Annotated in this window: 18 protein-coding genes; 5 read left to right on the forward strand and 13 right to left on the reverse strand. The window is 67.2% G+C overall.

Annotated elements, in window-relative coordinates:
* Positions 1-368 precede the first annotated feature (368 nt).
* Together ACFV0G_RS01605 and ACFV0G_RS01610 are read right to left on the reverse strand one after the other, a co-directional pair.
* A complete protein-coding gene (locus ACFV0G_RS01605; RefSeq protein WP_380539809.1) occupies positions 369-716 on the reverse strand; it encodes a hypothetical protein in 348 nt (115 codons plus the stop codon).
* 305 nt (positions 717-1,021) lie between these two features.
* Entirely contained in the window at positions 1,022-1,951 is a 930-nt protein-coding gene (locus ACFV0G_RS01610) for a hypothetical protein (protein WP_380539812.1), read from the reverse strand.
* A 908-nt stretch (positions 1,952-2,859) separates the two neighbouring features.
* Here ACFV0G_RS01610 and ACFV0G_RS01615 point away from each other — a divergent pair.
* Positions 2,860-3,444: a hypothetical protein gene (locus ACFV0G_RS01615; RefSeq protein ID WP_380539815.1), complete on the forward strand. Its 585-nt coding sequence runs from the start codon at positions 2,860-2,862 to the stop codon at positions 3,442-3,444.
* 229 nt (positions 3,445-3,673) lie between these two features.
* Positions 3,674-5,410, forward strand: coding sequence for a hypothetical protein (locus ACFV0G_RS01620; protein WP_380539818.1), 1,737 nt, complete (start codon positions 3,674-3,676; stop codon positions 5,408-5,410).
* Between the two features lie 260 nt (positions 5,411-5,670).
* Here ACFV0G_RS01620 and ACFV0G_RS01625 read toward each other — a convergent pair whose 3' ends face one another.
* The 6 genes from ACFV0G_RS01625 to ACFV0G_RS01650 all read right to left on the reverse strand — a co-directional run bounded on the left by ACFV0G_RS01625 (position 5,671) and on the right by ACFV0G_RS01650 (position 14,464).
* Positions 5,671-6,963 carry a DNA sulfur modification protein DndB gene (locus ACFV0G_RS01625; protein ID WP_380539821.1) on the reverse strand — a complete coding sequence of 431 codons (1,293 nt, stop codon included), beginning with the start codon at positions 6,961-6,963 and terminating at the stop codon, positions 5,671-5,673.
* Positions 6,964-6,993: 30 nt separating this feature from the next.
* Complete coding sequence (locus tag ACFV0G_RS01630) at positions 6,994-7,596, reverse strand: hypothetical protein (protein WP_380539824.1); 603 nt, start codon at positions 7,594-7,596, stop codon at positions 6,994-6,996.
* Between the two features lie 146 nt (positions 7,597-7,742).
* Positions 7,743-8,579 (reverse strand): phosphoadenosine phosphosulfate reductase family protein, encoded by an 837-nt coding sequence (locus tag ACFV0G_RS01635; RefSeq protein WP_380539827.1) that lies wholly within the window; start codon positions 8,577-8,579, stop codon positions 7,743-7,745.
* A 2-nt stretch (positions 8,580-8,581) separates the two neighbouring features.
* On the reverse strand, positions 8,582-12,142 hold the full coding sequence (locus ACFV0G_RS01640) for an ATP-binding protein (protein ID WP_380539830.1): 3,561 nt from the start codon (positions 12,140-12,142) through the stop codon (positions 8,582-8,584).
* Positions 12,139-13,239 (reverse strand): DUF4007 family protein, encoded by a 1,101-nt coding sequence (locus tag ACFV0G_RS01645; protein ID WP_380539833.1) that lies wholly within the window; start codon positions 13,237-13,239, stop codon positions 12,139-12,141. Before ACFV0G_RS01645 ends, ACFV0G_RS01640 begins: the two co-directional genes overlap by 4 nt.
* Before the next feature lie 55 nt (positions 13,240-13,294).
* The gene (locus ACFV0G_RS01650; RefSeq protein WP_380539836.1) at positions 13,295-14,464 is read right to left on the reverse strand and encodes a cysteine desulfurase family protein; all 1,170 of its coding nucleotides are present in this window, start codon (positions 14,462-14,464) and stop codon (positions 13,295-13,297) included.
* Positions 14,465-14,953: 489 nt separating this feature from the next.
* Between ACFV0G_RS01650 and ACFV0G_RS01655 the strand changes: the two genes are divergently transcribed.
* From ACFV0G_RS01655 to ACFV0G_RS01665, 3 genes are read left to right on the forward strand one after another with little or no spacing between them, the layout of a single operon-like run.
* Positions 14,954-16,519: a DEAD/DEAH box helicase gene (locus ACFV0G_RS01655; protein ID WP_380539839.1), complete on the forward strand. Its 1,566-nt coding sequence runs from the start codon at positions 14,954-14,956 to the stop codon at positions 16,517-16,519.
* Positions 16,516-18,384, forward strand: a complete 1,869-nt coding sequence (locus ACFV0G_RS01660) for an ATP-binding protein (protein ID WP_380539842.1) — start codon at positions 16,516-16,518, stop codon at positions 18,382-18,384. The genes ACFV0G_RS01655 and ACFV0G_RS01660 overlap by 4 nt, the downstream gene beginning before the upstream one ends.
* A complete protein-coding gene (locus ACFV0G_RS01665; protein WP_380539845.1) occupies positions 18,381-19,292 on the forward strand; it encodes a phospholipase D family protein in 912 nt (303 codons plus the stop codon). Before ACFV0G_RS01660 ends, ACFV0G_RS01665 begins: the two co-directional genes overlap by 4 nt.
* A gap of 191 nt (positions 19,293-19,483) precedes the next feature.
* Here ACFV0G_RS01665 and ACFV0G_RS01670 read toward each other — a convergent pair whose 3' ends face one another.
* From ACFV0G_RS01670 to ACFV0G_RS01690, 5 genes are all read right to left on the reverse strand, one after another.
* Positions 19,484-19,951 carry an NUDIX hydrolase gene (locus ACFV0G_RS01670; RefSeq protein ID WP_380539848.1) on the reverse strand — a complete coding sequence of 156 codons (468 nt, stop codon included), beginning with the start codon at positions 19,949-19,951 and terminating at the stop codon, positions 19,484-19,486.
* Positions 19,952-20,070: 119 nt separating this feature from the next.
* Entirely contained in the window at positions 20,071-21,027 is a 957-nt protein-coding gene (locus ACFV0G_RS01675; RefSeq protein ID WP_380539851.1) for an aKG-HExxH-type peptide beta-hydroxylase, read from the reverse strand.
* Positions 21,028-21,104: 77 nt separating this feature from the next.
* Positions 21,105-21,272, reverse strand: a complete 168-nt coding sequence (locus ACFV0G_RS01680; RefSeq protein ID WP_380539854.1) for a hypothetical protein — start codon at positions 21,270-21,272, stop codon at positions 21,105-21,107.
* 80 nt (positions 21,273-21,352) lie between these two features.
* On the reverse strand, positions 21,353-22,096 hold the full coding sequence (locus tag ACFV0G_RS01685; protein WP_380539857.1) for a hypothetical protein: 744 nt from the start codon (positions 22,094-22,096) through the stop codon (positions 21,353-21,355).
* Positions 22,093-23,991, reverse strand: a complete 1,899-nt coding sequence (locus ACFV0G_RS01690) for a radical SAM protein (RefSeq protein WP_380539860.1) — start codon at positions 23,989-23,991, stop codon at positions 22,093-22,095. The genes ACFV0G_RS01685 and ACFV0G_RS01690 overlap by 4 nt, the downstream gene beginning before the upstream one ends.
* Positions 23,992-24,006 lie beyond the last annotated feature (15 nt).

Here is a 24,006-nt window from a genome sequence, read left to right on the forward strand (position 1 = left end):
TGTTTTTTTTCAACCCCCACCCCCCTCCCCCACCCCCCGGCCGCCCCCACGACGGCCGCCGCCTCCGCAGCGAGGAAAGCCATGTCCAGCCACACCCCCAGTCCCGCCCACCCCGCCGGCGACGATGCACGCGCCAGCCTGGGTGTACGGCGGTAGTTGAAGAACGCGCCGTAGGCGGAGCCGTCCACCGCGACTCGCTGACGGACAGCCGGCGGTACCCGCAGCACGGGCATTAGGCGGAGGCGGTGGAAGAGGCCGGGGCGGCCGGGCCGGGAGGTGAGCTGGTCCTACACACGGCGCAGCCGCGGCGGCTCAGCACCAGGCTGAGCAGCCCGTCGGAGCCGGGCTGCTCAGCGAAGGGCCAGCTGCTACGGCCGGCGGGTGCCCTGCCGGCGGCGATTGGGTACCCGGCCGCTCGCGGTGGCTGTCCGCCCGGCCAGCGCGATGACGCGCACCTTGGCGGCGGACTTTCCGGCCGGGGTGTTGCGGCGGTGGCGGGCGGCGGCGCGGTGCAGTTCGCCGACGCGGCGGGACGGGTATAGGGGAGCGGGCGCGCTCACCGTGGTCGACGGCTCGGCGTCGGCCTCGGGCTGGCCGCGCCGGGTCTTGCGCTGATCCAGGATCTGGCGCACCAGGTCCAGCAGGAGGCTCAGGGCGAGCCCGAACACCTTCCAGGCGTTCTCGTCGGTGATGAGCGAATGGACGACGTGAAGCACGTCAGACCCCCAGGGTTGTAAGACTCCGCTCAGGCGGCGGAGTTGTGTCGGCTCGTCCGGCTGGCAGCCGGCTATGCCTGTGCGCACACGGTGCTGCCGGGCACCCGGGCCGGCGTTGGCTCGGCCGTGTGCGCAAGATGCCGCTAGAGCCACTTGGCCTGCGGTTTCCGCATGTGGGAGCGGTCGGACATACTGGGGATGCTCCTGTTCAGTGAGATGGGCGGTGAGCGGCCGACTCGCAGAGGCGTGAGAAACCGTGCGAGCGGCTGGTTGTGTGCTGAGGCCGAGGGTGGCGACCCTCGGCCTCAGCTCTTGCTGGAGGTGAAGCGGCCCGTTGTCGCGTCGGGCCAGACAACCTCGATGTCCAGGCTGGAGCACAGGTCGAGGATGTCCTCGTAGGGCGCCGACGGCAGGATGATGCCCATGCCGGCGGAGCCGCCGTGCCTCCAGCGGAAGTCCATTAGGTGGCCGATGGCGGTGCGGACGGAAGCGCGTGAGGCGGACGACTTCGCCTCGTAGATGGTCTGGGTGGTGTTGTCGAACAGGTCGACGAGAGCGTGGTTGGTGCCGCCCGGTAGAGGGAGGTTGAGGCGGCCAGTGGTGTGGCCGAGCTCGTGCAGATGGGCAGTGAAAGCTCCGACAAGTGCGCGCTCCTGTGCTGCGGTATCACGTCGTACGGTCGGCACTGACGGGCGGATGCGCTCAGGCGAGTATGCCGCCACGTCTTCGGTCAGGCGGACCGGTCGGGACCACGTGATGGTGCGGTCGGAAGGTGGAAGGAAGGCCTCGGCGAACGGAACGGTCCCGTCGAGGGGGCGTAGCCGGAAGATGATGACGCGGCGCGACAGCCCGTGACGGTCCTCCTCATCCTGGTGGAAGAACGGCCGGGTGTCGTCGAGCTCGAACTGGCCGATGTACCGGTAGAGGAAAGTCTTGGCACCCGGTACGCGGCCGACCTCCTGGAACACGTGGACGCTTCGGCCGTCCTCCTTGTGGTGGAGGAGGGCCTTGTTGCCCTGAGTTATCTGCTGGTCGCCTTCGAGGCCCTCGCCTTGGAAGTGAAGAGTGCCGTCCGGTGCGAGGCCGGTCGGGGCGTTCGACTGCGGGCGTGCGGGGAGGAAGAGGAGGACGCCGTGGTCCCTGGTTGGAGAGATTCCGCCCTGGAGGCGGCCACCGAACGCCTTGTGCACCTGCTGCCTGGTGACGTCGGCGCCGGGCTTGATCGATTCATTCATTCGCTGGACCTCCTCCATGCTGCACGCTACACCGACTCCCAGTTTAGCTGCAAATCGAGGCTAAACTTACCATCGATTGCAACCTTCATCCAGGCGAAGTGCCACGGGGCCAGGGGCCCGGCGCGTATTCCCGCGCGTACCTCTGGCAGCCGGTCCGGCGCTCGACAAGCCGCAGGAGGCGCGCGGTCGCACGTCGGCCGCCAGGTCGCATGTAGGGGATCATGGGTGGTGGCGCGGGGGCGCACTGTTCGGGGGACCCGCGCCATGGCCAGCCCCACCCGGGCGCAGCGTGCTGCCATCACCCAGCGCCCGCACCGACGCTGTTGAGCTCCGCTCGCCGGCGTCGATCCGGCCGCCGTGGGCCGCAAGCTCGCCGCCGACTCCACCATCAACTCGGACCGGATCGCATACCCCTACGGATGCGGACACGAGCTGTACGCCAGGGGCTGCCCGGCACCCGACGACGCGACACTCGCCCGGGCGGTACGCCGGGACATCGCTGAGGCCCTCGACCACCGCGTGACCGACCTGGCGGTCGACGTGGAGGAACTGCGGGCCCGGAGGACGCCCGCCTCGACCGGATGTTCCTCATCGCCTACCGGAATGCCGTAAGGGATGGCGACCTCCCGGCGATCGACCGGGTGCTGCGAAGGCGCGCCGGCCGATCTGGTCGTCGCGGCCCATCCCTGAACCTGCCTAGGTGGCGGCATGGCCTGCCCGCGTTGAGGGCGCCATTGCCGGGCTCACTGTGTCAGATCTCGACGGTCAAGTCTGATGGTGCGTTAAAGAGTTGATGTTTCCAGAGGCCTGATCGGCTGGGGAGGCTGGGGGCGTTGGCCGGACTGCCCGGCCCCAGCCCACGGCCGGGCACGCCCTACGGCGTTCCCAGCCCCGATCCGAAGGCCGCCATGTCCAACCCTGCCGCGCCGGAACTCGACCGGCCCACCCCGGAGAACCTGCGGACTGCCCGCGACAAGCACCGCCGCAGCGCTGCCGACGAGGCCCTGGGCCCCTCCGCCCGCCGCCACCACGAGCATGCCGCCCGAGGCTACGACTGGGCGCTCCAGGCGATCGACACCGACCCGGACGCCGTGCACCGACACATGGGCTACGCCGCCGCCTACGCCGAGCAGGCCCGCCACCACGCCGTTTCCAGCCGCCGATGGACCCTTGTCCTGCCCGGCCCCTTCTGCGAGTGGCTGACCCGCGACGAGTGCCTCCCGGCCGACTACACCGGCAACGAGGCGGACGACCGCCTGCTGCTCGCCTACCGCGCCGGCATCAACCACCGCATCGGCCCCGAAAGCGGCTGGACCCGCACGATCCCCGCCTACGACACCCTTGCGATGTGGCGCCTGACCACCATCGCCACGCAGTTCCTCGACAGCTGCGCCACCGGGACCGGCCATTCCTCCGCCGACCTTCGCGCCGCGAAGGCCCTCACCGACCGCCTCGCCGACCTGGCCCACCGCCAGCTCGCCGCTACCAAGTGACGCGCGCGCCGGGCCGCCGTCGCGCGGCCCGGCCCCGACCCAGGACACCTCATGCCAAGCCCGAGGATTGTCCTGGCGCCGCCGCTCTGCCCGCGCTCTTTCCCGCGCATGGATCAGCGCCCGTGCTGCAGTTCCCTGCCTGCAGCGTGCAGGGGGCGGTCGACTTATCTTGGATTTCTCTGCTCGGGCTGATGTGGTCGAGAACTGCCAAGGTTGCTAGGCTTGTTTTATGGCCCCAGGAGCAGCTGCACCAGGTACATCGCTGGCTCTGCTAACCCTTCCCTTCTCCTTCACTCAAGAGGATCGCCTGTTAGATACTGGAGAGTTGATAGCGGCAGCGAAAGATTGGGGTTACAGCCTTGACCTGGCGCTGCTCCAGGAGCTTCATAGCAAGAGGTTGCTGATTCCTCTCTACCGGGTCAGCGACACGCCATCGGAAGGCCGGCGGGTCGACCTTCCGGCTGACGTCATCGGATTGAATACAAGGGGTCGGGTGCTCGAGGCAGCTCTCCAGGGGAGGCTGCGCGACCCTCACCATGAAGGATATTCAGCGAACTGGCCTTATGGGCGCGCGGCTGACCTGGAGGCGCCGCGCAGATGGTGGAACGGCTTTGCATATTCATCTTGGCAGCTCCTAGACCTCGCCGATGTTCTTAATGAGCGAAGATTCATCCAGCTTGGAGCGTCGCATGATTTCCGAGCCAGGGTTTTGCGCTGGAGATCGCGTGCTCAGGCTTTGGTGGCGCTTTCACCTCGATATCTTCCCGGCATCCTAGGGATCGCCGATACCGCACCCGGTACTTCCGACGAAGACCTGTGGCGCTTCCGCTTTGAGTCCGATGTAGCTGATCTCCTCAGGATTTCTGGATTCCCCGCCGGGCGCCTCCAGGTAGAAGCAGAGCTACTCTTGGCTCATGCGCGCGCTAAGGACCCGATGAAAGAGTGGCTTTCCCTGCTTCGACACGCAAGTTATAGGGGGTGGTCGCAGATTCGTGGGGTCACTCTCGAGTGTATGTGGTATCGCGTTGCGGCGGAGATTTTCTTGCGGTCGCATGAAGCTCTAGCTAAAGCTGGGAAGTTGGAGCCATTGCCGAATATCTCCGGCGTTCAGTCCGGGTTGCCCCTTCATGATCGGCTGACTCCTCAACATGACGAAGCTGAATCGCTGGAACGAGCCCTTGGCTCCTTCGGTCTCTCTCCACACCCAAGAGTCTTGCTGCTGGTAGAAGGCGAAACTGAGCTATATCACCTGCCGCGCCTACTTGCTGAATTTGGGTTTAGCCAGCCCCAATACGTCCGCGTTCAGCGGGCTAAAGGATCAAAGATTAACCCTCAGCTGATCGCAAGATATAATGTAGCCCCGCGTGTCGGTCGGCGGCTGCACGACCGGTGGTTGTTGGACGCGACACCCACAGTGCTGGTGGTCGCGATGGATGCTGAGAACAAGTGGGCCACCGCGGATCAGCGTGCCGTTGAGCGAAGAAAGCTGCAAGATGCCGTTCGTGAAGAAGTCAAATGGCAAGGCGCCGATATCTCTCAAGGCGACCTTGACTTCCTAGTGCGCGTGCATGTCTGGGGCAATGACAAATACGAGATCGCCAACTTCACAGACGATGAGCTCGTGCCGCCGGTCAGGGCCATTGCAGAGCGCAAGATTGGTGGCCCAGTGCCGGATGGCTGGGAGGGAGAGCTACGCGGTCATCTCCAGGAAGTGCGAAAGTGCCACCGGGATATTAAAGAGTCGCTGGGTAAGATGGGCCTCGGTGATCCAAAGGTTGAGCTTGCTGAGCTGCTTTGGCCAGTTCTCCTGGCTAAATGCGAGCGAGAGCTGACCGAGGGCGCGATCGTCACACCAGTCCTGTCGGTCGTTCAGGAAGTTCGCAAGGTGGTGGCCCAGCTCTCGGGAGGGGGATACGCGCTCATGGTTCCAGATGGGTTCGATGCAACCGACAAGGCACCCGAATGATTCGAATCGGATCGAGTGCTAGTCGGGTGCACGGCCTGCCCTGGGCACAGCCGCGGCAGTGATTTGACGGAATGAGCTGCTGGGTTGGAACGCCCGAGTGGCTGCAGGTCGGAGCCCGCGGGTGTGCCAATGGGCCAGGGCCGGCCCGTCGACAGTTCAGCGGGCGCGAGACCTTGATCTCTCCGTTTCCTGCACACCGACGAGGTGCGCAGGAAACGGTGGGAACTCGGGGCAGTTGTGCGCCCGGAAGTGCGCCTCACTCAGTCGGCATCGACCGGGAGAAGAGCGAACAGCTCCTCAGCCTGCACGGGATACTTGGTCTTCATCACGTCAGCGTAGGCGCGCAGTGCCCTGCTGATCTGGGCCTTGGAGCGCGGCGCGAGGTGCACCTGCAGGAGGTCATACAGAAGCTGGCTATTGCCGCTGGCCATCTTGCCCTTGGTCTTCGTTCCCTCGGGCGTCTCGATCCACATGGAGGAGAACGGTGCCGAGGTCATCTTCCAGTCCAGCGCCGACAGGCGCTTTGTCACCTCCGGCCACTCCAGCGATCCTTGCTCCAGGATGTGCCGCACGACCCTCGCCACCTGGACCTGGATCGCCGGCCGCATGAACGGGTGGCCCGCACCGTCCCGGCCCTTGGGTGCCCGCAAGTCTTTCGGCGACACAGACGCGAGGTAGCGCTGGCGCAGATTTCCACACGCGTCGAGGAGCTCCCGGAGACGAACGGTGAGGAGCTCGAAGCTCTGGTCGAGAAGGTCGTCAGTTGCTCGTTGGTTGGACTGGTCGCCGGCACAGGGGAGGTCGTAGCCGATCTCCTTAGCGACGTCATAGAGCACACCGATCGTGCTCCATGCCGGACTTGACGCGTTGATCGAGCGCTGAGCCAGTACGAGTTCCCCATCCTGGCCGACTTTGCTGAACACCAGGACAACCTTCTCCCGCTTCAGGAAGTCGTCTTCGTCGAGCAGCCGTCGGGTGAGGATGGCAAAGCTGTCGTCCTCGTCGAGAGCGATGTTTTCCTGCAGGTTGGTGCTCTTGGCGTTCCGGTTGATGTTGGTGAAGAGCCGCCGGGTGCGCTGTCGTCCCTCCTCCGTGTCAAAGTGGGGCACCACGATGACGTTGATGTCCTCACGACCGAGCTCGGGATTCTGCTTGATGGCTTCCTTGATCGCCTTGAGCCGGTGCTGGCCGTCGAGAGCGAAGAATTGCTGAGTTCCGTCGAAGGTGAGGACACCGAAGTTTCGGTCCAGCCCCTGGAGGACAGCCTGGTCATCCGCATCCATCGAGACGGAGTGGTACTTGGGATCTCCGCCCCACACAGCGATGATGAGCGCTCCGAGGAAGCGGTTCTCGTTGGTGAGCAGGTACTCGGTGATCTTCTCCGTGCGGTCACCGACGCCGCGCTGGATCATGGTGCCGAGATCCCGGTTGCCGCCGAGCTCGTGTGCGAAGTTGATCTCGCGCGCTACCTGGGCGTAGCTCATCAGGCAGGAGTAGTAGGTCCAGTTGCCCACCTTGGCCTCGAAGGCGGGGACGAACGTCTTGGACGGCATGAGGTACCTCTGTGTCAGGAAGAGTTCGAGCTAGGAGCGGAGTGCCGGCTTGGCTACCGAGCTGATCCGGCCGCGCAGGGTGGGGCCGCCCTGGATGTTGATGGGCGGGTTGTACAGGTGAAGCAGGCGCTCCTCCAGATTCTTGATCATCGATCGATCATCGACGGTCGCGAACCAGTACTCCAGGGGGCGCAGAGCGAGATAGTGGGTGAGGCGGTCGTCCCGGTTGGTTGGGGGCTCCCGGGTCCAGAGGTTCTCGGGGTTGCCGCGCAGGTGCTTCCGGTAGTCCCGGTACCTGTTCCTGAGCGTGTTGCCCATTTGGCCGGCGCCGCCTGCGTGCCCGATGTAGAGGACTTGATGGAAGCTGCCCGCAGTCTGGTCCGCCATGGCTAGCTTGATCGATGGGGACCAGACGAACATGTAGAGGCCCGGCTCGTCGGGTATTGCGTCGACGATCCCCTCGGTCGCTTTGAGCCGCTCCCATGGGGAGGCGAGTCGTTTCAGGTCGTGCTGGAGGACTTGATGGGCGGGGACGTCCAGCATCGGGGCGATGCCGAGCTGTATCTCGAGAGCAGGACTGGCGTCCAGGCGGTGGCGGTTGACCGCTCGCGCGATGGTATCTGGTATCGCCATTCGTCATGTGCTCCGACTGGGTGACGGTGTGTGAAGAGCGCACACATCCTTACATGGAGCGCTGACAGTTGGGGTCGGAGCAGCAAATGAGGCCCTGTTGGTGACGGTTTGTCACCAACAGGGCCTCATTGGGTGTTGTGTCTGGTTTAGAGGTGGCAGACGGAGCAGCCGGCCTCGTCATCGTCGGCGTCGAGGGCGTCGGAGAGGACTTCAAGCAGCGGCCGGTTGGGCTTGATCCGCTTGGCGGCGCGGGCGAGGTTGGCCTCGTGCTTGGCCTGAATCTCCTCGCGACGTTCTATCAGCTCGTGCAGGGATTCGCCCTGCGACCAGGTGTAGTCGCGGCCCTGCATGGCGGTGCTCTGGTGGCGGACCTTCTCCTCGTAGGCGACAGCCCTGTCGAAGAGCTCGGGGTGGCGGTCCTTGAGGCCGACCCACTCGTGCTTCCGCTGGAAGAAGCAGAAGTAGCATCCGGAACGGGTGCGCCACTCGTAGTACGCGGGCAGGCCGGTGCCAGCCTCGTCGAGGATGCGGTTGACGCCGTCGCGGTCGATGCCGTCCTCACGGAAGGGAAAGACCGCGGTGATGTTGGGCTTGGTGCTGACGTAGCCGAGGCGGTTCTCGTCGGCACGGATAGCGACGTAGGAGATCACCTCATCGTCGCCAACCCACTCTTCAAGCGGCTTGATCTTGAGGTTCTTGGTGCACCAGCGCATCTGGGGGCTGGGCAGTGTGCCCTGGTAGACCTCGAGCCAGTGGTCGAAGTCGCGGTCGGTGTTCAGACGAACGATGGGCTTGCCGACGGCGGCTTCGAGTTTGTTGAGGTACTCGTACGTCTCGGGCAGCTCGGCGCCGGTGTCGCAGAAGAAGTACTCCATCTCCGGCACGCGGTCGCGCATGTAGATGGCGAGGGCGGACGAGTCCTTGCCGCCGGACAGGCCCAGGACGTGCCGGACCTTCTTCCCGGAAGCGGTGGTGTCGGTCATGGTCACTCCGTCCTCTCAAGTGCGGTGGTAGCGGGGTCGGTGACACGCTGGGCCAGGGCGGCGAGGAGGATTCGAGCGCCGTCGGGGCCGAGCACCTTCTCAGCCTGCTGAAGCACGCTGACAGCGAGGCTCTCGGCCTCCTGCTGGGCCTGCTTGGGCAGGTAGATCAGGGTGCGCTGTTCCGCGCCATCCTTGTCAGTCAGGGTGAGCAGCCGCGCTTCGATCTCCTCCTCGAGGAGATCTGTCGGCTCATGGTTCTTGTAGAGGTGACTCACGCGGTCGAGCGCGCTGGCCATCTCCCTTACCTTGCGGGGGAAGACCTTGACGTCGTTGTCCGACCAGTCGCCGAGGGCGGCATGGGACAGGCGGACGATCATCGGGTCGAGCCAGTCATCGTCCGGCAGGCGCTCGTTGAGAGCTATGGCGACGAAGCCGCGCAGCTCCAGGCTGAGCGTGACGCCGGCGAAGCCCTTCAACCTAGTAGCCAGGGCGCGGCGCAGCTCGGGCAGCGCGGTCGGCAGACGGAACTCGCGGGCGATCGTTTCGACCACCTGGGCGCGCAGGATGCGGTCGGCACCGGAGATCTCGTCGGCCGCGGCGGCCAGACGCTCAGCGTAGCCCTTGTTTCCGGCCGTGCTCTTACGCTGCTCGGGGGTGATCGGATCCAAGCCGAGCGCCTTAGGCAAGGCATGGAAGAGCAGCTCGTCCGGGTCCTGCGCGGTGAACAGGGCGGAGCGGACGGTGATGGCGTCCTTGCTGATGTGCTGGGTGCGCCGCGCATAGGGGGTGAGTACCATGACCCGCTCCATCAGCGCGCGGGTCACTGCCAGCAAGGCCGGGTTGCGCAACGCCTGGGAACGTGGCGGCTCCACCTTCAGGGCCAAGGACAGGCTCTTCACCACGCTGTTGCGCAGGCCATCGCCGACGGGCGTGGCCTTCACGGAGAATCGGCCGGGGGCCTTCACCATGCGCTCGACAACGTCGGGCGTCAGCCGAGGAAGGTAGGAACCGTCCTCGAACAGGGCGACGTCCTGGCTGCGCACGATCAGGGCGGTCACCACGAGCAGCGGCACGATGCCAGCCTTCACGCCATACGGCGGCACCATGAGGACCCGGATGACCTGCTCGAGGCTAGTGCGCTCGTGCGCCTGCGACAGCGCATCCTCCAGGGCTTCCCATACCGGGAGGGCATGCTGGTTGGCCGGGCCCGGGCGGGAAAAGCCATAGGGCAGCAGGGACGTTGACGTGTCGTCGCTTACACCGGTGTTCTCCCGATGGAGGCCCATGTAGGCCAGTGCGCCGCTGTACATGGCTCGCTCGGCCGGGTACATCTGGATGCCCAGGTAGCGTTCACCGGACTTGAGCAGCATGGCGGTCAGCAGCTCGCGGCGGGCCTTGGCGCCCTGGCTGGTCAACTCGTGTCGGCCGAGCATCTCGTTGCGGATGTGCGGCGTTGCGGGGAACACCCTGTCGCAGGCGATGGAGGCGAGACCGCTGAGGCTGCGGCCCTCGATCACCTCGCCTGCTTCGGAGTCGGCGGCGATCCCGGAGCGCCACAGCCGCCAGGTCGCGCGCGGGGTGGGCGGGAAGAACGCGGCGGCGAGCAGCTCGAGCAGCTCACGCTTGGCGACGGACGTCCGCTCGCTGAGCTCCCGCCGGGCGACCGCGTCGAGGGTCTTGTCGAGCTGCAGCTCCTCCAGCGCGACAAGGTTGTACGCGGCCCGCAGGACGAGGCCCGGCTCTTCGGTGACGCCGAGGACCACCGGCAGGGTGGACTCGACGACAGGCCGGTCTTCGATGCTTCCGAGGTGGAAGACCAGGAGGCCGTCGGCGTGGTCGGCGAGTTCGTCCGGCCCGGTGACGACCTTGGACTGGGCGCTGGTGACCTGGACGAACAGGGCGCGGAGCATGCCCGTGACCTGGCTGTGCCTGCCAGCCGCGACGGCCAGCGGCAGGTAGTCGCCGAGCCTCTGGATGACGGTGGTCTCGTCGAGGTGGCCGTGGGCCTCGCGCAGGCGCGCGTCGATGTCCACGTCGGTGCCGCGCCACAGCCGGTATTCGCCGTTGAAGAGCCGGTGGACGAGGAAGCCGCGGTCCACGAGGTCCTGGAGCTGCTCTTCGAGAACCGCGAACTCCTTCGCGGTGGCGGGCTCGGTCGGTTCGTGCAGAGCGAAGTAGATCATGGCGGCGGTAGCCCGAAGGGCACCGTCCTCGTCGATCAGGTTCAGCATGCCGACTGTGCGCAGGAGGTTCTGGTCGGCGGTTGACAGGCCGTTGGCCTGGGTGATGCGCGACTCGATCTCGATCCAGCGGCTCGCGTTGCTCGACGCGAGTAGCGAGGTCCGGCCAGAGTCGAGGAAGAAGTCGTACAGCTGGGGGAGCTTGACCGTACTGGCGTAGCGCGGCTTGTCGGTGGAGAACGAGTCGAGCGATCGGCGGACCGTATGCGGCTCGTCGTTGTTGAGGAACCCGGACAGGCTGCGGTCGTGCTGGCCGATCTGCGACGCGAGGAACGGGGCTGCGACCGCAGTGAGAGGGTGCAGTGGGTACAGGTCGGTGAAGTCCTGCGCCTCGAGGACAACGACGTCGTTCAGGCCATGCTCGCGCCATGCCTCCTCCGCGGCCTGCGCGTAGGTGGAGATCAGCTTCTGGCCAGCCTCGGCGACGCCGGACTGATCGAGGCGGCGGCGCATCAGCTGCACCGAATCGCCGAGGTGGGGGATGAATGTGACGCTCTCGAAGCGTCCCTGGATCTTCGCCCACTCGCGGGTCTGCAGCTCGCTGGACTGCGCGGCGTAGTCGGTGAACGACAGGTGCTGCAGCGTCACCATGAACAACGGCAGGCCCTTGGCGCCGGCGCTCTTCTCGGCGAGCTCCTGGAGGAGGAACAGGTCCTCCTTGGCGGTGGCGAACTGGCTGTTCCCGGCGAGGTGTTCGAGGGTCTTGCCGAACTCGTCGACGATCAGCAGTAGGGGCTGCTGCGCGCAGAGGGTGGTGACGGCCTCGACAATGTCTTGGGGCTGCACGGTCAACGGGTCCGCGCAGCGTGCCAGCGCAGCGGAGACGGCCTTCGGGGTACGGCTTGGCCAGCGGCGCTGGGCCGCGGTGTGTAGGGCCCGGGCGAGGGTGGCAACGAGCGGTTCGCGACGCGCCGTCGTCACGGCAGCGAGGAAGCCCGCAGGTGCCAGCTGCTCACGTGCCGTCGACAGCCGCTGGGCGAGGCCGCTGCTGGTGCCGGCCAGCACCTCCTGTGCCTCGGTGCGTCGCGCCTCGTCGTGACCGAGGAGAGCGTCAATCAGGTTGGCAAGCGTGGACTTGCCCGAGCCGTAGGGACCGGTAAATGACCAGGAGCGAGTGCGGCGCAGGTCACCGAGCGCGTTGGCGAGGCGGTCGAGCACATCGAGGGACCGGGCGCCGACGTACGGAGAGTGGAGCTCGTCGAGGACGTCCCGTTCCAGGTTGGTGGAGCGCATGCGGGAGCCGATGAGCTCGACGCCGGCGGGGAACTCGGGGCCACCGGCGGTCTTGCGGGCGGTCTTGGGCCGCTGGGTCGCGGTGGTCACTCGTCATCTCCGTTCAGGGGGAGCTGCTGCTCGGTAGCGTCCTGCCGCAGCTCTCGCGCTTCGGCGGCGGCGAGCTTCGGGTACGCGCGGGTCCACTCCTCGCGGGTCGGGAAACCTGGCCGCTTGCGGACGTTGTCGTACTGGGCGTCGAGAACGTCCCAGGCGAGCTCGAAGGGGTCGGAGGCGAAGACGAGGCTGCGTTGGCCCACGGCTTCGATGACCTGCAGGCCCGGGGTAGTCGCGGCCACCCGCTCCAGGGCCGCGGCGATGTCGGGCTCCCTTATGCGGAAGGCGCGGCCGGGAGCACCGTTCTCGTTGGCGAGACGCGCTAGGGAGATGGAGCCGGCACCGGGCGCGGTGCTTGCCGCGTAGTCGAGGCACGCATAGGCCACGATCCGGTCGGGCAACGTGATGCGCGTGCCGGTGGTGAACTCCCACTCCGCGCGGCCGGAGGTGGGGCGGTCTACGGCCTCCATCAGGCCGAGTTCGCGGAACGGGCAAGCCATCAGGTCCTCGAACGCGCCAGGCGCGCCGCCCTTCGCGCGCTTGGCGGGGACGTACATCTTGGTGATGCAGTCGACGTCCTTGGCGACGGACGACCCCACTGGAGCCTCATCGTAAGAGAGGTTGACGTGGCGCACGATCAGCTGTGTCAGGTCGGCCGAGGTGAAGCGGGCGAACGGGGCGAGCTGGAAGGCGACGTACCACGACGGTGCCCAGCTCTTGGCACCGGGCCGCGAGCACAGCAGCCACCAGTGCAGCAGCCACAGACTGCCCTGTTCTTCGAGATAGGGGTCGGCGCCATCCTCGTCGAGCAACCAGCGAGCCTCCCACGTGGGGTAGGACAGCATCGCCCGGGAGTTGGCATCGTCGCCGTAGAACTCGCGGGTCAGCTTGAACGCCCTGGACCAATAGCGCATCGAGTAGGCCATGTTCTTGCCGACACCGAGGAGAACCGGGGCGTCCTCGGCGAGGAACGTCTCTGGGTTCTGCTTCACCTGCATGTATGCCTTATGGAGCCACCCGAAGCGCGGCGCGAAGGTCTCGTGGCGCGCAAAGGAAAAGTGGGCGGCTTCCGCGAGCCGGCTGTCTGACATGCGAGGCGTTCTCCGTGTCCGTTCAGGTTCAGTTGGTCTAGCAGAGCTGGCGTGGCTATGACGCGGATGCGAGGGTGCCGCGCACGTGGTGGACGGCACGAACCGTCGAGGCGACGGCCTGGTCGACGTCCTTGGCGGTCGTGGCGTACCCCAGGGAGAACCGGACAGTGCAGTCCGCCTCTTCCCGGCTGCGCCCCATAGCCAGGAGCACGTGGCTCGGAGTAGGCGCACCCGACGAACACGCGCTCCCCTCCGAGGCCGCCACGTCCGGCATCGAAGCTAGGACTGCGTCCGCCGGGGCCCGGCGGAAGGTGATGCTGGTCACGCCAGGCAGGCGCTGGTCTACCGCTCCATTGACGCGGCAGTCGCCGATCTGTTCAACGAGTGCCTTCTCGAGCGAGTCACGCAACTGCGTGATCCGGGGCACTTCGGTGGCCATTCCGAGGCGGGCGGCGGCCGCCGCGGCCCCCGCGCCAGCGATGCCCGCCACATTCAGCGTGCCAGCCCGCCAACCACGTTCCTGTCCGCCGCCGAACAGCAGCGGGCGGTAAGGGAGAGCGGCACCGCGGCGGACGAACAATGCCCCGACTCCTTGGGGGCCGCCAAACTTGTGGGCGGACAACGACAACAAGTCGACGTCCGTCTCTTCGAGGTCGATCGGCAGGCGGCCGACCAGCTGTGTCGCGTCGGTGTGGACCAAGGCGCCGGCCTCGTGTGCGGCCTTGACGATCGGCACGAGGTCCATGAGCACCCCGGTCTCGTTGTTTGCGGCCATCAGCGACACAATGCCGACGTTCCCGGTCGCCAGAGCGGCATGGAGGGCGTTCAGGTCCACCAGGCCGTCGGCGTCCACGGGAAGTACCACCAGAGCTTCGGGCCGCTCCGTTGTGATCGCTTTCGCCACCTCTAGGACGGCCGGATGCTCTGCTGCGCTCGTCACCAGCCGCCCGCCGGCCGTGAACGCCGCACGCAGAGCAAGGTTGTTCGCTTCCGTCGCACCGGACGTGAAGATGATCTCCCCGTGAGAGCAGTTCAGGAGGTCAGCAACCTGACGGCGCGCCAGATCTACGCGGTCAGCAGCGCCGCGGCCAGATCGATGCGTGCTCGATGCATTACCCACAGTACTCATTGCGGCGAGAGCGGCCTGCAAAGCTTCGGGGCGGGCGGGCGCCGTGGCGTTGTAGTCGAGGTAGGCCAGATCCGCGTCCGGTGACTGAAATGTCACGCTCCACCCCATTCGCTCTGCTCTGCTCGACGAACTGGTGGAGTTCCGGCTCACGGTCGAGAGCGTCCACCAGTAGTACCCCGTGATACTAGCCGGAGCGAGTGACGGCCGGGGTGGAGGTGCGTGGCTCCGCGGCTCCGGCACGGCGTTGGCGTCCCGCCCTCGAACAAGCGTTCCCGAAGCTTACTGTCACTGCCATAGGTCGGAAAACCCATCCCCAGCAGGGAAGTTCTGAGAGAGTAGGCCCCGTGATCGCCTCCGGGTGGCCAGACTGCCGGGCCCGCGCACCCGATGTCGGTGCGGAGGGCTAGGGTTTGATCGCAAACGGTGGTGTGAGGTGGACCTCACGCCCGCCAGTGAGCATGCGCGCGCGAGCGTGATTGAGGGGGCACGAAGCGTGGACCACGTCGGCAGGATGCGCCTCGGCTGGGCCACGCCGTGATCAGATCACCAGGAATCGCATTCGAGTCCGTCCTGAACTCCGCGCCGGTGACCTACGTCCGCAGCCTCCTCGGCGACAGCGCCTGCGACCTGCTCGACCTCCTGTACCGCGATCAGGACACAGAGACGGCGCTGCGCAAGGTCGCGGCTTCCGCGATCTCCCCCGAGCGGATCATCAACGATCCAGTCGAGCGGTCGCGATTCCTGGAGCTGGTCCCGGACGGCAAGCGTGTCGAGCTCGCCGAGCGGCTCGGATTCGGCGGACCATCTGCGAGCGATTGCCTTGCGTCCCTGCCCTGGTCGCAGGAGCAGCGCCGCACCCTGCTCGGCTTCCTCGGCCTCATCGTCGACCGGGCGCCCGAGACCCCTGCCGCGTTCCGCAACATCAGCACCCCACAGTACGGGCTCTTCCCCCACCAGCGACTGGCAGCCGGCCGAGTGCAGCGGCTTCTGTACTCCGGCGAACGACGAGTCGTCCTGCACCTACCCACCGGCGTCGGGAAGACCCGCACCGGGATGAACATCATCTGCGACCACCTGCGCCGGCACGAACCGACTGTCGTGGTCTGGCTCGCCAGGGGCCGCGAGCTGCTCGAGCAAGCCGCCGTCGAAGCCGAGAAGGCATGGAGCACCCTGGGCAACCGCGAGATATCGATCGTGCGCATGTGGGGGGACGCGCCGACCGACCTCGACGGCATCGACGACGGCATCATCGTGCTCGGCCTCGACAAGGCCAGCGCCGCCGCGAGCACCGACCCGACGTTCCTCGACCAGCTCGGGATCCGTACCACGCTCACCACCTTCGACGAAGCCCACCAGGCCATTGCGCCGACCTACCGCCGCACCGTCGACGCACTCACGCTGCGCAGCGACTCCAGCCTGCTCGGCCTCACCGCAACCCCGGGCCGGACATGGGCCGACCTCACCGAGGACGAGAAGCTCGCCGACTTCTTCGCTCGTCAGAAGGTGATGCTGGAGATCGACAGTTACGACAACCCCGTCACCGCCCTCATCGAGCAGGGCTACCTTGCCCGCCCGACCTTCCGCACCGTCGCCGCGGAGTCCGGTACCACCCTCAGCAGCCGAGACAAGCAGGCCCTCGCAGCCTCCTTCGACATCCCCGACACCCTCATGGCCAGACTAGCCGGCAACGTGCAGTGGAACCTGCAGGTCGTCCGTACTGTCCTCGACCTCAGCCGAGACCACCAGCGGATCCTGCTCTTCGCCGCGTCCGTCGAACACAGCCGTCTGCTCGTGGCGATCCTGTCCGCCCTCGGTCTCGATGCGGACGAGGTGACGGCCGAGTCCCCTCCGCGCCACCGCGACCGGGCCATCGCCCGCTTCAAGGGCACGAGCAGCAGGCCGATGGTCCTGTCGAACTACGGCGTCCTGACCACCGGATTCGACGCGCCGTCCGCGAGCGCGGCCGTCATCGCCCGCCCGACCCGATCACTGGTCCTCTACAGCCAGATGGTCGGACGGGTCATCCGCGGCCCGAAGGCCGGCGGAACCCCGACCTGTGACATCGTCACCGTCATCGACCCCGAACTCCCGGGCTTCGGCGACGTAGCGGAAGCATTCACCAACTGGGAGGACGTGTGGAGCGCCCGATGACATCCAAGTATTCGATCGTCACATCCGACCTGACGGTCAAGGCGCTGCAGGACAGCGGCTACAAGTCCACCGCGCACGCCATCGCCGAACTCATCGACAACGGCCTCGAAGCCGAGGCCGACCTCGTCGAACTGTTCGTCGTCGAGGGCACAGAGCACACCGGGCACCGCGCCCGGTACCGCGTTGAGAAGATCGCCGTCCTCGACAACGGACACGGAATGGACTCCGAGACGCTCCGCCAGTCCCTGCGCTTCGGCGCCGGCACCCGGCAGCAGCGCAAGGGCATCGGCCGGTTCGGCGTCGGCCTGCCGAACTCCAGCATCTCGCAGTGCGACCGCGTGGACGTCTGGTCCTGGACCAACGGGCCCGAGAACGCCCTACACACCTACCTCGACCTCAACGAGATCGCCGCAGGCCTCGAAGAGGTCCCGGAGCCCAAGCTTGACGCGGTGCCCGGCGAGTGGCAGGACCTGTCTGAGGGCCTCGGCCGCTCCGGCACCCTCGTGCAGTGGACCGAACTCGAACGCGTGCAGTGGCGCGGCGCGCAAACCACCATCACCAACACCGAGAACCTGATCGGACGGATCTACCGCCGACTCATCGCCAAGGGCAAGCGGATCAAGCTCATCCCCGTGCGCGGCTGGGCGCAGCTCCCGGGCGCCGGTGACACCCGCCCCAACGACCCGCTCTACCTGATGAGCCCGAGCTCCACCCCGGCACCGTTCGACAAGAAGCCGATGTTCCGCGCTTACGGCGCCGGCAACACTGGCGAGGTCGGCGTGGAGAGGTTCATGATCCGTGCAGCCGACGGCGAGGACTACCCGGTCCTGGTGCGCTCCTCCATCGCCGTCGACGCCGCCCGCCGCACCGACATCCAGGGTGAGCCCTGGCCGGCAAACGTGGCACCGAGTCTCAAGCCCGGTGACACCCCCTGGGGCAAGCACGCCGCGAAGAACATCGGCATCTCCCTGATCCGGGCGGACCGCGAACTCGACCTCGACACCGGCTGGATTAACTCCTATGACCCGGTCGAGCGGTGGTGGGGCGTCGAGATCGACTTCCCCCCGGCCCTCGACGAGGTCTTCGGCGTCACCAACAACAAGCAGGCCGCGAACGTCTTCTCCAGCCTCGCCCACTTCAACTGGCGTGAGGAAGCGGCAGGACTGTCCTGGGAGGAGTACCGGGAGGAACTGCGTGACGAGGGCGACCGGCGTCTACCGCTGATCGAGATCGTCTACCACATCCGCGAGAAGCTCCTTGGCCGCCTGCGCACCGAGCTCGCTCACCAGACCGAGGGCACCCGCTCCAGCCGCAAGCGGCACGAGACCGTCGAGGTCCAGGCCGAGGTGGCCGTCCAGCGCCGGCGCACTGAGACCCGGCCGAGCCTGACCGACCAGCTCGCCGAGGAGACCCCCGAAGAGGTCAGTCAGCAGATCCAGTACGAGAGCCTGGTCCAGACACACCGCTACAGCCCGGCCGACGCCCAGCGCATCATCGAAGAGACAACGTCGCAGGGCAAGCACGTCCGCCTGCTCACCAGCCGCAACCCCGACTCGCCGGCCTTCTTCAACGTCGAGTACATCCCCGGCATGCTCCAGGTCGCTCTCAACATGGACCACCCGGTCTACAGCGACCTGATCTCCGTCCTCGACGGGGACATCGATGGCGCGAGCCGCGAGGAACTCGCCGCACGCCTGACCTCAGCCGCCAACGCCTTCAAGCTCATCCTGATTTCCTGGGCACGGTTCGAGGACGAGCAGCCCGAAAAGCCCCGCGAGCGCGCGAAGCGGATGCGACAGGACTGGGGCCGCCTCGCCAGCGAGTTCCTTGGCGCCAGCGATGCCGACGACGAGGACGACGAGTGACGGCCGATCACGTCTGGCGCCAGATCGAGCAGCTCCTCGCCACCGCCACCGGCCGCGTCGTCCTGGTCGCCCCCTTCATCAAGAAGGAGGTCTTCCAGGCGGCGCTCGCCGCCGTGCCGACGACGGTCGAGGAGATCACCTGCATCACCCGCTGGTCCGTGCCTGAGATCGCCGCCGGCGTGTCCGACCCCGAGATCGCCGAACTGGCGCAGCGGGACGGACGCGCAACCGTGCGGCTGTGCCACAACCTCCACGCGAAGCTGTTCGCGGCTGACGACCGGTGCCTCGTAGGGTCCGCCAACCTCACTGGCAAGGCCACCGGCCGCGTGCCGGCGGCGAACGTCGAGATCCTCGTCGAGGTCAGCACCACGCACCCGGAGGTCCAGCGCGTACTGGCTGAGCTCGACGCCAGCTCGGTGCCGGGCACGGTCGAGCTGGCCGAGCAGATGCGCGAGCAGGCGGCCCTCATGCGGGACGACGAGGACTGTCCTCGCGTGGTGGTGCCGGGCCTGGACGAGCAGCCGACGCGGTGGCTGCCGGAGACCCGCAACCCTGAACGGCTCTACCGGGTTTACAACGGGCGCCACCGCCACATCGGCAGTGACGTCCTGGTCGGCGTGCTCCGCGATCTTGCGCACCTCGACATCGGCCCCGGCCTCGACGAGCAGACCTTCGGCGCCGAAGTCCTCGCCAGGCTCCACGCCATGCCCGAACTTCGTGCGCTGACGGCGGCAGGACGGATGAACCTCGCTGACGCTCAGTGTGCCCTCCTGGCCGCAGGAGACCTCACGAGCGAGCAGGCACAACGAGCAGTCGAGACGATCGCTGCCTGGCTCCACTACTTCGACGATGTGCACTTCGTGCCGACCGGCCCCTGGGAGATACGGCAAGGAAGAGAACTCACTTAGCTCCTCGCCATTGCACGGCCGCCAGCGGCTCAGGTATGTACGTCCAGCCGTCCTTCCTCAGGACCGGCGCTGTGCCTCCGCCAAGTGTCGAGTGTGCCTGCTACGCGCTCAGCGGCCCGTTCCTCGTCGGCTGTCATCGGATCCCGGGAGCGGGTCGGCATCGAGCTGGCCGACAGCTGACGAGTGGTGGTTCAGCCGAGGTGGGGATAGGTACCCGCGAGGTAGTCGCCGATCTGCTGGCGCATGCTTGGATGGATGTCGTACTCGTTGAGATCGGCGGGCTGGATCCAGCGGACACCGTCGGCCTCATTGTTGATGGTGGGCTCGCCGCCGATCGGGCGGCCGATGTAAGTGTTCTCGTACTGCTGGCGGATCTCGCCGTCGGTGTAGGCGACGATGTGGTTCGGATTGGTGTAGACGCCGAGGAAGCCGGTGATCTCGGCTTGGATGCCGGTCTCCTCCAGGCACTCGCGCACCGCGCACCCTGCGGCGGTCTCGCCGATGTCCTGGGCACCGCCAGGCAGGGCCCATTGGCCGGTGTCGCGACGGCGCTGCAGCAGGACGGCGCCGGAGTCGTCGACGACGAGCAGGTTGCTGGCGGGGATGAGGGTGTTGGCCATAGGGGCGTTGGGGTCGTTGTAGTACTCGGTCCTGCCCATGCGAGGCGGTCCCCTCCTGGTCGTGCGTCCAGGGTTGTGCGTGGGCCCGGACGGCTTCGAAGCTCTGAGCGTAGTCGTCGAACCAGGCAGTGACATGCACGCGCTAGAGATGGAGCAGATTACGAGCTCGCCTGCTCGGTTGGCTTCGGGAGCCTCTGTGTGCATCGCAGAGCGGTAGCGACCGCTGTGGAGAGTCGTTCTCGTAGCGGTTTCGACTTGATTAGGGCAGCGACTTGGGCGAAGTCCGGCGCAGCAGCTCGCAGGAGCTCTCCCTGTTGCTCCATGTAGCCGCTGAGGAAGGCGCGGGCGGTAGGCGGGGCGCCGTCGAGGGCGGCGCCGCTGTAGATCACGGTGAGGGAGAACGCCCAGCACGCGTGGAGGAACCCGAAGACGGGGCGTTCGCTTTCGCGCCAGGGCGAGTAGACGGTGATGTCGTCCGGAAGCGAGACCGACCTCATGGCCAGGGCTTCGTTGAACCAGTGATGGCCGGCCTCGTGCACGAGGTCACGCGCCAGGACTTCCGGGTGGTCGGTGTGGTCGGTGAACACGGTGCCGGGGAGGCGCGTGATGCTCCAGCTGAACAGGGTGTCGCGCAGATCCCGTCGTTCGAGGAGGCAGATGATCGGCGCGTGATGGTTTAGCAGGTCACCGAAGCCGTGTTTGTGGGAGGAGTCCAATGCCGCTTCGAGGAGTTCATGCTTGTCCGGCGCTGCGGGTGAGGTCTGCGGGTTGATCAGGTAGTAGGCCGTGTCCGACAGCGGTGACTGCAGAAGCTGCCGGCGCGGCGGGTTGAGGAGCAGGTGGGCTGCGCCGGCGGCATCTACGGTGGTGAGGTAGGCGAGATCGCGCAGCTCGGTGCGTCGATACCAGGAGAGCAGGCCGGCGTCGCGGTTGTTGGCGGCCTGCTCTGCTCCTTCGAGCAGGTGGTGGGCTACTGCGTGGACGATGGCCGGCCCCGTCGGGCCCTGGCCGGTGAGGTTGCTGCCGAGGACTTCAGCGATGCGCTGAGTCCGGGACGCTCTCCGCTCGTCGAGGTCGGGCAGGTGGAAGAGCTGGTCGGTCAGGGGCTCGGTCATGCTCGCATCTCCTCGAAAGGCGGTGCGTCCGGCGCGGACCACCGGGTCGTGCCGGACGCACCAGGTCATTGATGTGCCTACTGCTTGACGCCCTCGGAGGGCACCTCGGCGGTCGCGGCCGATCGGGAGGTGTTCCAACCGTGGGCGGACGAGTTGGAGGTGTGGGCCGTGATCCGAACGGGTCCGTCGTCGTGCAGGGCTTCGACGGCGCTGACAAATTCGCTGAACGAGTCGGTGTGCTCCATAGGTCCTCCGTACAGGTGGATGTGTGGTGGGAGAGGCCGGTGTTTCGGCGGAGGCCCGCGGCTCCGGCGCACCGGGCGGTTCACCGGGTGCCGTGTGCTGCGGGCGCGTCCGCGGTGAGCAGGGTGAGGAACTTTCGGACTCTGCCGGCCTTTACGGGCTCGGTGCCGTGGACGAGCTGGCTGCCGAAGAGGCACAGGGTGCCGACGGCAGGCTGCACGGTCCAGCGGGTGCGCTTCATCGACGTAAACCAGGTGGAGGAGCCGTCGGTGCCCTCCGAGATGAAGCGCATGTGCGGTGCGTAGTCGGCGGGCGCGTCCAGGGGAGGTGAGGTCCAGGGTGCCTCGCTCCCGCTGGTCTCGACGTAGAAGGCGCCGCTGCCGTCGGGCGCCTCTGCGACAGTGACGCTCGCCGCGGCGATCTGGCGCGGCCAGGCCGCAGGGTCGGGCGCGATGCCGTCGGCGTGGGCGCTGATGTACTGACTGGCCTGGTACTCCAGGAAGATCCAGGGACGGTGGCCCTCGATCGACGGCATGCCGCGCGTGAGAGCGGGGCGGCTGCGCATCATGGCGGCGTCCAGGATGGTCCGGGCCAGGGCCGGCACGTCGGTCATCTCCACACGCCCGGCGGGTTCGTACAGTGCACGCGCCTGGTCCGCGGTCAGGCCGGGGACCTCGTGGATGGTGGAGGTGCGGGCGAGGTCGAATGACTCGCGCCCCTGCAGCGCAAGGGCGGCGTCCATGAGTTCGTTGAGCTGGCGTACCTCGTCGGCGTCGAGGAAGTCCTCGACGGTGTGGATGCTCAGTGTCTCGGCGATGTGGATCACCGACAGACCTCCAACGGTTCGGGGGTGCGCGGGCGGGAACACGGTGGCGGGCAGGCACAGCGCAACGGGTCACCGCCGGCCGGGCGGTGGGCGAGGCGCTCGGCAAGATCGGCAAGGAGCCGGCCGCCAGTGGGGAGTGCCGCGAGGTAGTCGTCGGGGCGGCTACCGGGTGAGGGCATGAGGCGCACGTCGAGGACCGGGTAGCGATTTCCGCTGGTAGCACAGGTCAGCAGGCTGCGGCCGATGTCGAGTGTGCAGTGCGGAGGGAGCGCCGCCTCGGCGAGTGAGGCGAAGCGGCACAGGCGGGCGGCGATCTCGGCGGCCTCGGTCCGGTTGCGCGGCAGGATGCCGACGGCCAGCTCGCGCTGCGGCGCGCCGGGGGCGGCGGGGTGGCCCTGGCAGCTGTCGTACGTGACGTAGCCCCAGCCTTCGGTGACGGCCTGGACGAGTGGGAAGACGCCTGGCTCGATGCCGTCGCGCCACTGCGGGTGCCGTGGGTCGAGGTCGTCCGCTTCGTGGACACCGGGGAGTCCCACAGTGTTGATGTTGCCGAGCGGGCTGGTGTGTAGGCGGGCCGGGTGCCGGGGTGTGGTCGGGTCGTCCCAGCGGTTCAGGAAAGCGGTGACGTCGTGCATCTGGTTCGGATGGCGCGGGCGCCAGCGGAGCCGCGTACACCGGATGCCCTCGGGGTGCTCGGGTTGTGCGAGCAAGGCCGCGACGCCGTCGATGAGGCGCATGCGGTGGTCGCAGTAGGCGTCTGCTCGGCCGGCCTCTGTGTGGCGCAGGCGGATGGCCATGCACCCGCCGCCGCAGGTCTCGCGGTAGTCGCAGGAGACACACGGTGAGGTGAGGGCGCGGGCCTGGGTGAGCAACGGCGAGCGGTCCTGGACGTGGCGAACCGCCTGCTGCGAGCGGATGAGCGGCAGCCGGGTCAGCTGGGCCTGTGGCCAGGGGAGTTCGTCGCAGCTGCCGAGGCGTCCGTCAGGGTAGAGCGTGAATACGTGATCGCATTTGAGGTCGTCGAAGTGGCAGGAGCCGGTGCGAAGGCCGCGGAGGCGGCGGATCACGGAGACGACCGGATCCAGTTTGACCTTGCGGAACCAGCCGGTGCGGACCCACTGGATGGCGGCGGCGAGGGTGAAGTCCGTGTACTGCTCGGGGGTGATGGCCCAGGCCGGGCCGGCGGGGCTGATGGCCTCTGCCTGGAGGGTCCGGCTGGTGCCGGGGCGCCTGGGTGCGGACTTGGTGGGTGTGAGGACGGAGCTGTCGAAGCAGGGGACGAGGCTGATCGCGGTCACGGCGGGGAAGGTGGCGAGGTGGTCGATGACTTCCTCCGACCGGCCGAGGATTTGCGGAGTGACGACGCAGACCAGCGAGGCGGTCCGGCCGCGGCGCTCCAGCAGCCGCAGCGCGTCGACGATCCTGGGGTAGACGGGGACGCCGTCGTAGCCGACCCGCCACCTGTTTCCGCGGGCGTCGCCGTCGAGGGAGATGCTGATCTCAAGCCCGGGAAGGTGCTCGTCGAAGAGGTCGAGCCAGGAGTCGTCGAGGAGCAGGCCGTTGGTCTGGAGGCTGACCCGGACCACGTTCGGGTTCGCCGCGAGAGCACGCAGGACGTCGGCGACGGCGTCCTGGCCGGCGGTGAGCGGCTCGCCGCCGTGCAGTTCGACCGCGAGCGGACGGCCGGCGAAGATCGCCGACAGGTGGTGCACGTCGGCGGCGTCGACGCGGCGTCCACCGGGAGCTTCCTTCCGTTTCTCGAAGCAGTACAGGCAGTCGATGTCGCAGGTCTCGCCGCGCAGCTTGAGGATCACCGACACGGCCGAGGTGACGTCGGCCGGGTCGAGGCGCGCGTACAGGGAGTCGAGGTCGTTCGAGGGCGGGGCGGTGGACAAGGCTCACCTCCAGAG

The organism is Kitasatospora sp. NPDC059571 (assembly GCF_042735675.1).
In the GTDB taxonomy this organism is placed as follows: domain Bacteria; phylum Actinomycetota; class Actinomycetes; order Streptomycetales; family Streptomycetaceae; genus Kitasatospora.